General features: G+C 38.5%; 12 protein-coding genes. 8 read left to right on the top strand and 4 right to left on the bottom strand.

All coding sequences use genetic code 11. The features are described 5' to 3' along the window. The first annotated feature begins 107 nt into the window (after window positions 1–107). The 6 genes from dppB to EHE21_RS17455 all read left to right on the top strand — a co-directional run bounded on the left by dppB (window position 108) and on the right by EHE21_RS17455 (window position 6958). Complete coding sequence (gene dppB, locus EHE21_RS17480; RefSeq protein WP_075671336.1) at window positions 108–1127, top strand: dipeptide ABC transporter permease DppB; 1020 nt, start codon at window positions 108–110, stop codon at window positions 1125–1127. A gap of 11 nt (window positions 1128–1138) precedes the next feature. Next, window positions 1139–2041 (top strand): dipeptide ABC transporter permease DppC, encoded by a 903-nt coding sequence (gene dppC / locus EHE21_RS17475; RefSeq protein ID WP_075671338.1) that lies wholly within the window; start codon window positions 1139–1141, stop codon window positions 2039–2041. Between the two features lie 12 nt (window positions 2042–2053). Further along, window positions 2054–3037, top strand: a complete 984-nt coding sequence (dppD, locus tag EHE21_RS17470; protein WP_194951381.1) for a dipeptide ABC transporter ATP-binding protein — start codon at window positions 2054–2056, stop codon at window positions 3035–3037. Then, entirely contained in the window at window positions 3030–4031 is a 1002-nt protein-coding gene (gene dppF, locus EHE21_RS17465; protein ID WP_194951380.1) for a dipeptide ABC transporter ATP-binding subunit DppF, read from the top strand. The genes dppD and dppF overlap by 8 nt, the downstream gene beginning before the upstream one ends. 521 nt (window positions 4032–4552) lie before the next feature. After that, the gene (locus tag EHE21_RS17460; protein ID WP_088494354.1) at window positions 4553–5263 is read left to right on the top strand and encodes a HAMP domain-containing protein; all 711 of its coding nucleotides are present in this window, start codon (window positions 4553–4555) and stop codon (window positions 5261–5263) included. A gap of 186 nt (window positions 5264–5449) precedes the next feature. After that, window positions 5450–6958 carry an insulinase family protein gene (locus EHE21_RS17455; protein WP_228766710.1) on the top strand — a complete coding sequence of 503 codons (1509 nt, stop codon included), beginning with the start codon at window positions 5450–5452 and terminating at the stop codon, window positions 6956–6958. A 100-nt stretch (window positions 6959–7058) separates the two neighbouring features. On the opposite strand, the gene EHE21_RS17450 is transcribed toward EHE21_RS17455, so the two are convergent. The 4 genes from EHE21_RS17450 to EHE21_RS17435 all read right to left on the bottom strand — a co-directional run bounded on the left by EHE21_RS17450 (window position 7059) and on the right by EHE21_RS17435 (window position 10167). Then, the gene (locus tag EHE21_RS17450) at window positions 7059–8069 is read right to left on the bottom strand and encodes a serine hydrolase domain-containing protein (protein ID WP_194951379.1); all 1011 of its coding nucleotides are present in this window, start codon (window positions 8067–8069) and stop codon (window positions 7059–7061) included. A 79-nt stretch (window positions 8070–8148) separates the two neighbouring features. Then, on the bottom strand, window positions 8149–8358 hold the full coding sequence (locus tag EHE21_RS17445) for a 2-hydroxymuconate tautomerase family protein (protein WP_006534633.1): 210 nt from the start codon (window positions 8356–8358) through the stop codon (window positions 8149–8151). Window positions 8359–8427: 69 nt separating this feature from the next. Beyond that, window positions 8428–9447 carry an inner membrane protein YhjD gene (gene yhjD / locus EHE21_RS17440; protein ID WP_194951378.1) on the bottom strand — a complete coding sequence of 340 codons (1020 nt, stop codon included), beginning with the start codon at window positions 9445–9447 and terminating at the stop codon, window positions 8428–8430. 330 nt (window positions 9448–9777) lie between these two features. Next, the gene (locus tag EHE21_RS17435) at window positions 9778–10167 is read right to left on the bottom strand and encodes a DUF1090 domain-containing protein (RefSeq protein WP_194951377.1); all 390 of its coding nucleotides are present in this window, start codon (window positions 10165–10167) and stop codon (window positions 9778–9780) included. Between the two features lie 180 nt (window positions 10168–10347). Between EHE21_RS17435 and EHE21_RS17430 the strand changes: the two genes are divergently transcribed. Further along, window positions 10348–11190 carry a 23S rRNA (adenine(2030)-N(6))-methyltransferase RlmJ gene (locus EHE21_RS17430; RefSeq protein ID WP_088494359.1) on the top strand — a complete coding sequence of 281 codons (843 nt, stop codon included), beginning with the start codon at window positions 10348–10350 and terminating at the stop codon, window positions 11188–11190. Window positions 11191–11334: 144 nt separating this feature from the next. Continuing rightward, window positions 11335–12690 carry a glutathione-disulfide reductase gene (gene gorA, locus EHE21_RS17425; protein ID WP_099075969.1) on the top strand — a complete coding sequence of 452 codons (1356 nt, stop codon included), beginning with the start codon at window positions 11335–11337 and terminating at the stop codon, window positions 12688–12690. Window positions 12691–13246 lie beyond the last annotated feature (556 nt).

Genomic DNA, 13246 nt, shown 5'->3' with positions numbered 1-13246 from the left:
CGCTATTCAATAATAACGAATACATTCAGTACACTGTGGGCGCAGGGGACTTTCCCCTGATTTATCAGCGCTATCTTTTAGCTGATGTTTGAAAAGAGAATTAGGATATGCTGCAATTTATCCTTCAACGTTTGGGACTTGTGATCCCTACGTTTATCGGAATTACATTACTGACGTTTATCTTCGTCCATCTTATTCCCGGTGATCCGGTAATGATTATGGCGGGTGAACGTGGCCTTTCTCCAGAGCGTCATGCTTATTTAATGGCAGAGTTGGGGCTGGATAAGCCTTTATGGCAACAATATATCAATTACCTAAATGGTATTTTCCATGGTGATTTGGGTATCTCATTAAAAAGTCGCATTCCTGTATGGGATGAATTTTTACCTCGCTTTAAAGCCACTTTAGAACTTGGCGTTTGCGCCATGATTTTTGCGGTTTCAGTTGGGATCCCAGTTGGTGTTTTAGCTGCGGTAAAACGTGGGTCTATCTTTGATCATACTGCGATTAGTGTGTCATTAGCAGGTTACTCCATGCCAATTTTCTGGTGGGGGATCATGTTAATCATGTTAGTGTCTGTAAAATTAGACCTAACACCTGTCTCTGGACGTCTTGCTGATAGCGTCTTTTTAGATGACAGTAATCCACTTACTGGATTTATGCTGATTGATACCTTTATTTGGGGTGAGGAAGGGGATTTCTTAGATGCCGTTCATCACATCATTTTGCCTGCCATTGTATTAGGAACCATTCCTTTAGCCGTTATCGTGCGTATGACGCGCTCTTCAATGCTTGAAGTATTAGGCGAAGATTATATTCGTACTGCAAGAGCAAAAGGTTTAAGCCGTGCTCGCGTCATTCTTATCCACGCATTACGTAATGCGATGTTGCCTGTTGTCACCGTTATTGGATTACAAGTCGGGACAATGCTGGCTGGCGCAATCTTAACAGAAACCATTTTCTCATGGCCGGGATTAGGACGCTGGTTGATTGATGCCTTACAGCGACGTGACTATCCCGTTGTTCAAGGTGGTGTGCTTTTAATTGCAACGATGATTATCTTCGTCAATCTGTTGGTTGATGTTCTTTATGGCATTGTAAATCCTCGTATTCGCCATAAAAAATAAGGAATGCATAAATGACTGAAAATAAAGTAACACCGGTCATCAGTGCACCGGCTCCCATGACGCCCTTCCAAGAATTTTGGCACTACTTTAAACAAAATAAAGGTGCCGTTGTTGGGTTAATCTATATTGTAATTATGTTGCTTATCGCATCACTTGCAGGTTTTCTTGCACCTCATGCCCCTAATGAGCAATTTCGAGATTTCTTATTGGCACCTCCTGTTTGGCAAGAAGGCGGAAGCTGGCAATTTATTCTAGGTACAGATGATGTTGGCCGCGATATTCTTTCTCGCTTAATGTTTGGTGCTCGCCTTTCATTATTAGTGGGCTGTATCGTTGTTGTGCTATCACTTATCTTAGGAATTATTCTAGGGTTAGCTGCGGGTTATTTCGGTGGTCTTGTAGATATCGGCATTATGCGTGTTGTCGACATCATGCTGGCATTACCAAGTTTATTATTGGCGTTAGTATTGGTCGCTATTTTTGGTCCCTCTATTGTTAATGCTTCTATCGCATTAACTTTTGTTGCCTTACCGCATTATGTTCGATTGACTCGTGCTGCTGTTTTAATTGAAGTTAACCGTGACTATGTGATTGCCTCTCGTGTTGCAGGCGCAGGTTCAATGCGTCAAATGTTTATCAATATCTTACCTAACTGCCTTGCGCCTTTAATTGTTCAAGCCTCTTTAGGTTTTTCTAATGCAATCTTAGATATGGCGGCATTGGGCTTTTTAGGTATGGGCGCGCAACCACCAACTCCTGAATGGGGAACCATGTTATCTGATGTGTTGCAGTTTACACAAAGCGCATGGTGGGTTGTGACGTTTCCTGGTCTGGCGATTTTGTTTACCGTATTAGCCTTTAACTTAATGGGTGATGGTTTACGAGATGCGCTTGATCCGAAATTAAAGCAGTAACGGAGTAAGAACATGGCATTACTAAATATTAATCAACTATCTGTTCACTTTGGTGATGAAGATACTCCGTTTAAAGCGGTAGACCGAATTAGCTATCAAGTTGAAGAAGGGCAAGTGGTCGGCATTGTAGGAGAATCTGGTTCGGGTAAATCTGTTAGCTCGTTGGCGATTATGGGGCTTATTGATTTTCCGGGACGAGTGAGTGCACAAGAGCTCTATTTTGATGGTAGAGATCTTATGAAAATCTCTGAATCAGAACGACGCAATTTGGTTGGTGCTGATGTTGCGATGATTTTCCAAGATCCAATGACAAGCTTGAATCCTTGCTTTACGGTTGGCTATCAAATTATGGAAGCGTTAAAAGTCCATCAGGGTGGAAGCCGTAAAACACGTAAACAACGTGCTATCGATCTCTTAACGCTGGTGGGTATCCCTGATCCGGCTTCTCGCTTAGATGTTTATCCACACCAGCTTTCAGGGGGAATGAGTCAGCGTGTTATGATCGCAATGGCGATCGCTTGTCGCCCTAAATTATTGATTGCTGATGAACCGACCACTGCGCTGGATGTGACTATTCAGGCACAAATCATAGAGCTTTTGCTCGACTTACAAAAACAAGAAAATATGGCACTGGTGTTGATCACTCATGATCTCGCATTAGTGGCAGAAGCTGCAGACACTATTATTGTGATGTATGCGGGGCAAGTCGTGGAATCTGGAAAAGCATCAGAAATTTTTAAAGCGCCTCGCCATCCTTACACTCAAGCATTATTAAGAGCACTCCCAGAGTTCGCGAGTAATAAAGCACGATTAGCATCACTACCGGGCGTTGTACCGGGACGTTATGATCGACCAACAGGTTGTTTACTCAATCCACGTTGCCCATATGCTCATGATGAATGTTATAAGATTGAGCCTGAATTAAAAGAACTTGGAACGCATCGTGTGAAATGTCATACACCGTTAGATAATGCAGGGAGACCAACTCATGGCTGAAGTTAATCCAAATGTATTAACTCCCTTATTAAAAGCTGTCAATTTAGCAAAATATTACAGCGTGAAAGGCGGGCTTTTCTCAAAAGAGAGAACAGTTAAGGCCCTTGACGGTGTCTCTTTTGAATTAGAGCGGGGTAAAACCTTGGCAGTTGTTGGTGAATCCGGGTGTGGTAAATCTACATTAGGTCGATTATTAACGATGATTGAGATCCCTACTTCCGGTGAGCTTTCTTATCGTGGGCAAAATTTGCTAATTAAAGATAAATCGGCTGAGAAGTTACGTCGTCAGAAGATCCAAATTGTGTTTCAAAATCCTTATGGATCATTGAACCCGCGTAAAAAAGTGGGACAAATTTTAGAAGAGCCTCTATTGATCAATACAACACTGAATGCTTCTGAGCGTAAAGAAAAAGTATTATCAATGATGGCTAAAGTTGGATTAAAAACAGAACATTATAGCCGATACCCACATATGTTTTCTGGTGGTCAACGTCAGCGTATTGCTATTGCGCGTGGCTTGATGCTTGATCCAGATATTGTGGTAGCGGATGAACCGGTTTCTGCACTGGATGTATCAGTTCGTGCTCAAGTACTGAATTTAATGATGGATCTGCAACAAGATATGGGGCTCTCTTATGTTTTTATTTCCCATGATCTTTCGGTTGTTGAGCATATCGCCGATGAAGTTATTGTAATGTATTTAGGGCGTTGTGTAGAAAAAGGAACAAAAGCACAAATTTTTGAAAATCCACAGCACCCTTATACGCAGGCATTATTATCAGCAACACCAAGATTGACACCTGAATTAAGACGAGAGCGCATTAAATTAACGGGCGAATTGCCAAGCCCATTAAATCCACCACCGGGTTGTGCTTTCGCTGCTCGTTGTCGTCGTGCATTTGGACCATGTAGTCAATTACAGCCAACATTAAAAGAGTATGACGGTCAGCTTATTGCTTGTTTTGCCGTGGAGCAAGATAACGCAATAGTTTAAATAAACTCATCTCATTAAATAAGAGCAATATATTGATTTATATTGTTCTTATTTTTTCATTAATAATATTTAATTAATCTTAACTAAATAATCTAATAATGATTTGATAGATATCAAATATTATATTTATGTGAATTTTTTAAAATATAAACTTCAACAATATTAAAGATAAATAATATTTTCCATTAAGAAATATACTGTGCTTAGAATTGTGCTTTAACTCTGGATTAAGGGTTTAATAGTGTTTAATTTTATATGCCCTGGTGTTTTTTAGTGAATTGTATCTTTTCATTAATATAAAGTAGATTTGTTGTAAATAACAAAGAGAGTAAGATTTTATTTTTATTTTACTATTTTTATATTATAACTATACTCAAATAATAATAATTATATATTTATCTACTTTCATTTTAATGGATAGGCGCTTTTTATAACGTTATTTTCTTTATTGAGAGTGATACATAATCACAAAAATACAGTATAATCACTCTGATCAGACATGTATATTGGAAATAGCAACGATGAAACCTCATCTTAAACATTCATTAACAATAAAACAGATGGCCGCTGTTGCGGGCGTTACGTTGGTGACTATTGCTATTTTTATCAGTATTCAACTTGTTTATTTGATAGATCAACGTCGTGAAGATTATCAAAATCAGCTTTTTAATGCCGGTGTAAGTATCCAGCAACCACTCGCTGATGCATTGTTACGGTCAGATTTGAACGATGCTAAACAACAGATAGTTGCACTAAAAGCAACGGGGATTTTGGGTAAAGCGATTGTCATGCAACCCGAGAATGTGCAAGTAATGAATTTAGATTTTGCACCCAAAAAAGAAGTCTCTGAATTTTCAAGTTGGCTTTTTGGTATTCCCGTTGAAGCTGTTATTCCTTTACAGCCATTAGGTATTACTTCAACAGATGATAAGTCCTATAGTGGTCATCTCATTTTACAGGCTGACACAAACCGTTTTTATCGTTTTGCCAGTAATACTGTCGCATTGATGCTAACAACATATCTGTTGATGGGGCTTATTCTGACGGTTGCTATTAGTTGGTGTATTAATCGTATTGTTGTAAAACCTTTACGCCAAATCGCCGTCACCCTCAATAAAGATAGCCAAGTTTCAGCGTTATCTTGTCCAAAATCACATTGTGATGATGAGATTGGTTTGCTGGTTAAAGGATATAATCATCAAAAATCTGATCAAAAATTGCCGAAGGTCTGAACCTTCTTACGCCATAATGAGTCTAATCACTATAGTGATTTCATTTCATGTTTCTGTGGTGATAAAGAATGATAATACAAAAAATAGACATCCAACATCTAACATGTCTTTTGGCACTTATTGTTAAACCTCATAAGTGGTTTAATACCAAGGATTAATACAACAGAGGTTCACATGCAGGGTGTAATGACACGAATTTTATTGGGAAGCGTTATGTTCGGCGCTGTTGTTTGCCAAGTTCAAGCAGAGGCTTTACAGCCTGATCCGGCTTGGCAAGAAGGGCGACTAGCAAATGGCTTTCAGTGGCAAATCTTACAAACACCGCAACGTCCAAATGATAGAATACAGATCCGTTTATTAGTCAATACGGGGTCTTTATCGGAAAAAAGCAGTGAAACGGGTTTTTCATCCTTGGTGTCCAAACTCAACGTTTTGGAAAATACAGGTTTAACGCCAGAAAAACGCGATAATCTATGGAAAAATGCGTTAGATCCTGACTATCCGTTGCCTCCAATGATCGTTTCATACGATTTTACTGTTTATAATCTAAGTTTACCGAACAACCAGCCTGAGTTGTTAAAGGATGCGTTTGCATTATTAGCAGGTATTGCTAAACCTGCACAATACACAGAAAATGCGGTTCGTAACGCAGTTCAATCACCGCTTCCGATTGCAACATTTCCTCTTAATATTGAAGATCCTATCTGGCGCTCACGCCTTGAAGGCTCTAATTTAAAAGGCCACAATCCAGGTAAACCCGTTAATCAATCTGTAAATACCAAAGAGTTGTCGGATTACCAACAGCGTTGGTATACCCCAGATATGATGACGCTTTATGTTGCAGGTAATGTTGATAACCGTGTATTGACTGAAAGTATTAATCAGGCTTTTTCATCTCTATCAGGAAAGCGTGTAACGCCAGTTCCAGTGCCTGTTCTTGCTGATATGAAACCTGAAACGTTATATGTGCAAGAGCCTATGCGTGCAAAAGACCAGATTGCTTTAATTTGGGATTTAGATTGGTCGCCAGTAAAAGACTCTGACACGTTAAATAAATATTGGTTAAGTGATTTAGCTCGTGAAGTAATTTTTGTACATTTAGGTCGTAGTCTTGAACAACGCAAAGAAAACGACAGCACTCAAATTAACATTGATTGCCGAGTACAATATCAGCGTGCAAGTTGCTCTTTAAATCTTGATACTGCTACAGCACACATTCCTGCATTAGCATCATGGGTAGGAGAAGAATTGGGCCGCTTGCGTAACCAAGGTATCAGCGACGAACTATACCAAGAGTTACAACAAGAGAAACAACTTCAATTAACTCAATTATTTGCGCGTTATGCAAAAACCAGTACGGCTATTTTAATTAATCAGCGCTTGTTATCGCAACAAAGCAATATTATTGATATTCCACCTGAACAATATCAGCGTTTACGCCAAGCATTTTTAGCTGGCTTAACAAAAGAGACCTTAAATCAGGAGCTTTCAAGAGTTTTATCTGAAGATATTGCTTTTGTACTAACGCAAAGTGGTGAAACGCCAACTGTAAATCTAGGTGAGTTGCGTATTCAATTTGAAAAGCAAGTTCATCCAGAAACGGCAAATACACCGGCTCCTGTTGCAACTAATGCTACACCAAATAAAGCAGTTGAAACCCCAGCGGCGGAAACAACACCGACGAAGAAATCGTAGTAGAACAGAAATAGGCTGATATTGAAAATATATCAGCCATAAAGCAAACAAAAAGCCAAAAGTGTTATCGATACACTTTTGGCTTTTTATTTGTTTGATCTTAAAGACGTTTAAACGCTTCTTTAATAATAGCTATCAAATCTTCACGGCTATTTCTCTGGGTTGTAAAACCTGCAATAGCAATCTGTTTTTCAGGTAAATAATAAGCTACCGAGCCCCAGTAACCAAGGTGATAGTAAAGTGTGCCTAGGCTAGTTTCTTCAGCCATTAAACCTAAACGGTAATTTGCAGCACCAGTATGCGAGCCTTGCCATTTCATCTCTTTCAAGGTTGAGGGATGTAAGTAAACTCTATCTTCGAAGAGATCAGCTGTAAATTCAGCTAATTCAAGGGTTGTCATCACAAGTCCGCCGCCGCCAAAAGCGTCCATTGAAGGATCAATATGAGTACCTTCATGCTCACCTGTAAATTGTCTAGCGCGCGCTTTAGGGGGCTTAGGTTGTAGCTCCAAACCTTCCCACCATGTTTGTGGTAAATTTAAGTCTTGAAAATGCAATAATTCACGAACGGCGATGGCCATATTTTTTCTCATAAACTGAGAAAGAATATCACCTAACAAAATGTAGCCTGTATCTGAATAAATAAAGCGTTTTCCTGCTGGGATAATGGGAAAACCTTGTTGAGCATAGCGTGCTATTTGCTCTTCTCGTGTCCATTTATGAGAGGGATCTTTAATCACCTCTTCAAGGTAAGCTTCATTTGCATGATCGAATAAACCACTACTGTGGCTTAATAAATGACGTAGTGTAATGGTTTTGAGATCATACCCTAGCTCTAATAATGTCTGTTGATAATTAGCACTTAAATACTTAGTTATGTCATCATCAAGGGATAGAGCATCTTGTTCCCATAAACGTAAAAAAGCGGCAGCAAGAAAGGTTTTTGTATTACTAGCGATTCGAAAAGGCGTATCTACAGTTAATTTTTTCTGGGTACTTTCGTCAGCAAATCCGTGTGCCATACCAAAGGGGTATTGAATACCAGCACCTGTGATATAGATAGCACTTGCTGAAGGTAAGGCATGAAAAGCATCAGTCATTGATTGAACCATAGTTACTTCCTTATCTGTCAGGAAAATAAATCAGCAAAAAGGGTGTACTTGGCACCCTTTATTTATATTGCAGAACTCTTTATTTACTTTTTGTTGCTGCTCGTAATTCTGTTACTGTTTTACCGCCTATTCCCCAGTTGTCTGTTTCAACTTCATCAATTACCACAACAGTGGTTGCTGGGTTTTTGCCTAATACATCAACTAAAAGTTGTGTCGCACCTGCAATAAGTTGCTCTTTTTGCTCTGCGGTTGCACCTTCGCGTGTAATTTTAATATTAACGTATGGCATTGTTTTTCCTTATTACGTTATTTATAGGCGGTTAATGCAGGGAATTAACCATCTAGTTTTATCATAAAGTTAAGATGTTGATTGCGTTTCAGCCAACTGTTCTTTACGCATATTTGGGCCATCAGTAGCGATCCACGCGGCACAAAAGAGCGTTAATCGGGCAAAAAAGTAGAAAAAAGCCATTAAACCTATCACTGAACCAAAAGCAGCACCTGATGGTGAGCTTGCAATTTTGGGTAGCATCCATGTCATTACCGATTTCAATATTTCAAAACCAATGGCAGCGATAAGAGTGCCTTTAATAAGTGAAATACGCTTTGGTTGGTGGCGAGGTAGGATCCACAATATCCATAAAAATAGTAAATAGTTTGCAGTAATAGAAATGGTTAAGCCGATTGTTGTCCATGCGGGGGTTAGCCATTCAATACCGTCTAATCCCAATGTATGAACAATCATCCTTTGGGCCGAACCTGCCACTGAAGTAAGCGTAATCGTGACAATTAACGCAAAAAGTAAGCCAATTAGCGCTAAAAAGTCACGAAAATAGCGGAAATAGATTTTTTCTTGCTCTTCTTTATTTCTTTCCCATACGGGGCGAGATTGCGCCAAAATGGCTTGGCGTAAATTACCCACCCAATTGACACCAGAATAAAGTGCAATCGCTAAACCGGTTAAACCAACCGTTGTACGCTGGCGAACTGCGGTATCAATACTCTGTTGAACTGTGGATGCAAGCGTTGGATCATCAATACTATTTGCAACACCTGTAATTAATTTAGCGAGTAAATCTGGGTTTGAGGCTAAAACGAAACCCGCACAAGCAAAGGAGAGCATTAATACAGGGATTAATGATAAAAATGAAAAATAGGTAATAGCGGCACCAAACTGATTTCCCATTCTGTCAGTAAAGCGTTCGGCGGTGCGAATTAGATGTGCAATAAAAGGAATGTTAGTAATAAAATTACTGATTTTTATCCCAACACCAATGGCTTTTTTTCCGCCGTGAAGCCCTTTTTCCAGCCCTTTCTTGAGTGGCTGAGTCAGTTGAGTTTTTTCATTTTCTGTTTTGGGTTGATGCTCTTCTGACATATATCCTCTTTAATTAGATCTGTCCATTTTTAATAACTGAGTGTCACTACTATAGTTTTCATTCAAAAATATCATAGCTTAATTTCTATTACACACCTTATGCTTATTGTAATTAGCCACTGATTTAGGAGATGTATTTGTTTGTTCTGGCTTAAGTGTAGATGATGCACTATCAAAAGGCGTAGATAATCTTGTACTTAATAAAGAATAAAAAACCAATACAGCAATTCTGAAATTAAGTTTAGTTTAATAAGAGAATGGCTACTCACTTATTGTTTTATTCTGTATTTCACAGTCAAATAAGGAGTAGGCATTAATTACTGATGACAACTACTTTGTCAGTAGATTTAATTCTGCTTCAATTGCTTTTAAATCTGCCTTTTCTTCAGCCAGTTTTCTTTCTTGCTTAGCAATTTTGTCTACATCACCTTTAAGTTGTGCTTCTTTTAATTCAAGTTCGCGCTCTTTAACATCAAGTTGTTTTTCGCGTAATTCAAGGCGTGTATTTTCAACCACTTTTTCAGGTGTGCAATAGCGTTCAACATTTTGCAATGCTCGCTCTAAACCTTGGATACGATATTGATTACCATGTGCTTTTGCATATTCCATCTGTTTTTGGATATTCTGTTTTTTTATCTCACAGCCATTGGCTGGTCTATCTGCATAAGCATTGTTTGCGAGTAAACTTAAAGTTATGGCTGTAAAAAGTAATTTTTTCATCTTTATACCCTATTTAAACTTAAGTGAAATATAGACTTATCATAACGGCTGAATGCTAAGACACAACGTTTCTTTCGCTTTCAATGAAGAAGTTCGGCTTTTTCTGATACACTGAGTTTAATCACGATTTCAGAGTAAATTAATTACTAAGCTATACTTATTTCTAACGGAAGATAAAGAATGCTGAGCTATCGCCATAGTTTCCATGCTGGCAACCACGCCGATGTTTTAAAACATATTGTTCAAACACTCATCATTGAGTCTTTAAAAGAGAAAGAGAAACCTTTTCTTTATCTTGATACTCATGCTGGCGCTGGACGTTATCAATTAACCAATGCTCACGCGACTCGTACTGGCGAATATTTAGAGGGGATCGCACGCTTATGGCAACAAGAAGAGGTGCCTGAGCTTATTTTGCCTTACCTCGAAGCGGTTGGAGAATTAAACGCAAGCGGAGAATTGCGTTATTACCCAGGATCTCCTTTATTAGCGGGTAAATTACTAAGAGAACAAGATTCCTTAGTACTAACAGAATTACATCCAACGGATTTTCCTTTATTACGTACTGAATTCTCTCGTGACGAGCGAGCTAGAGTTTCTCGTGAAGATGGGTTTGGTCAATTGAAATCTAAGTTACCGCCTTCAAGCCGTCGCGGATTCGCATTAATTGATCCTCCTTATGAACTTAAACAAGACTATTCTGCTGTTGTTAAAGGTGTTGTTGACGGTCATAAACGTTTTGCGACAGGAACTTATGCGATTTGGTATCCAGTTGTTCATCGTCAGCAAATTAAACGTATGTTAAAAGAGCTTGAAGCAACAGGGATCCGTAAGATTTTACAAATCGAATTAGCAGTAAAACCCGATAGTGATCAACTTGGAATGACGGCATCAGGCATGATTGTGATTAATCCACCTTGGAAATTAGAATCACAAATGAAATCAATACTCCCGTGGTTACATAAAACTTTAGTTCCTGAGGGTATTGGGCATACATTAGTTGAGTGGGTTGTACCAGAATAAGCATCTTTATTATTGTTTTTGCCTATTACTGTAAAAGCTAAAATCTGACGTGCTATGTTTTAAATTTTGTCATAATAGACATCATGATATGAAAGACTTAGCCTGTGAGTTACCTATTTTTCTACAGATAAATGGATCAGAGAAATGACGAGCAAACATTACGATTATATCGCCATCGGTGGCGGTAGTGGCGGTATTGCATCAATTAATAGAGCAGCAATGTATGGTCAAAAATGTGCATTAATTGAAGCGAAAGCATTAGGTGGCACTTGTGTAAACGTGGGCTGTGTACCTAAAAAAGTGATGTGGCATGCAGCGCAAATTGCCGAAGCTATTCATCAATACGGCCCTGATTATGGTTTTGATACCACAGTGAACCGTTTTGATTGGGATACTCTCATCAGTAGCCGTTCTGCTTATATTGACCGTATTCATCAATCTTATGACCGTGTCTTAGGCAATAACAAAGTTGATGTTATCCAAGGGTTTGCTCGTTTTGTTGATGCCAATACTATTGAAGTGAATGGTGAGAAGATCACTGCTGATAATATTCTGATTGCAACAGGGGGGCGTCCTGTTCAACCTAATATTCCGGGCGCTGAGTATGGTATTAATTCTGATGGCTTCTTTGAATTAAAAGCCTTACCAAAACGCGTTGCAGTTGTTGGTGCCGGTTATATTGCTGTTGAACTTGCAGGTGTGTTAAATGCTCTAGGTAGCGAAACACATCTATTTGTACGTAAACATGCACCACTGCGTAATTTCGATCCATTAATCGTTGAAACACTGTTAGAAGTGATGGAAACCGAAGGGCCTAAGTTACATACACATGCTATTCCTAAAGCTGTGATTAAAAATGCAGATGGAAGTTTAACGCTACAACTAGAAAACGGCACAGAGCAGACAGTTGATACCTTAATCTGGGCAATTGGTCGTGAACCTGCAACAGATAACCTGAATCTGGCAGTAACGGGCGTTGAGTTAAATGAAAAAGGCTATATCAAAGTCGATAAATTCCAAAATACCAATGTAAAAGGAATTTATGCTGTTGGCGATAATACAGGGGCGGTTGAATTAACGCCTGTTGCTGTTGCTGCAGGGCGTCGTTTGTCAGAGCGTTTATTTAACAACAAACCTAACGAACACTTAGACTATTCAAATATCCCAACCGTTGTATTTAGTCATCCTGCTATTGGTACTGTTGGTTTAACAGAGCCTCAAGCAGTTGAGCAATACGGTGCTGATCAAGTCAAAGTATACAAATCATCTTTCACAGCAATGTATAGTGCTGTGACTCGTCATCGTCAACCATGTCGTATGAAGTTGGTTTGTGTTGGTGCAGACGAAAAAATCGTGGGTATTCACGGTATTGGTTTTGGTATGGATGAAATGCTACAAGGTTTTGCGGTTGCACTGAAAATGGGCGCAACGAAGAAAGACTTTGATGATACTGTGGCAATCCACCCAACTGCAGCAGAAGAATTTGTTACGATGAGATAAGCTATTTCCATTTATATCGCTTAAGCTTATTTTCATTATTACGTAAAAAGCTAGAGTTAACTCTCTGGCTTTTTTTATTGTAAATTTGTACTGATCCCCGTTTTGTTTCGAACTCAAACATCTTCTTTTCTACGTATTTTCCAAAAAGCATATTCGTCTACAAACTAACCAATAAACCAGTCAGTAAGTAAAATCACTTATTTTGTAAAAAAAAGGTTATTACCTAGCCGATATCCTCTTTTTATTTTATGCATTTGTGCGATGAGTTTTGCTTATTTTGTAAACAAATATTGACAGGTTTACAGACTAATTTGTATCGAAATGTTAATTAAATAAACAATTATATTTTTTATTAACAATTTGAGGTTTGATAATTATATCTTTATTTATCATAAAGTAATGGTTATTTGCTCAGGGAGGGAATGTCTCTAAATGATGTTTTTTTATGAGAAAAAGCGATTGAAGTAACCATATTTTATCTATGGATATTGTTGTTGAGGGAAATGGTTAACAAATAATTATAATTATTAACAATGTAATGAACTATGATAATATC

The sequence above is a fragment of the Proteus sp. GOKU genome (assembly GCF_015475555.1).
In the GTDB taxonomy this organism is placed as follows: Bacteria; Pseudomonadota; Gammaproteobacteria; order Enterobacterales; family Enterobacteriaceae; genus Proteus; species Proteus mirabilis_B.
This window is presented reverse-complemented; position numbering and strand designations above follow the sequence as displayed.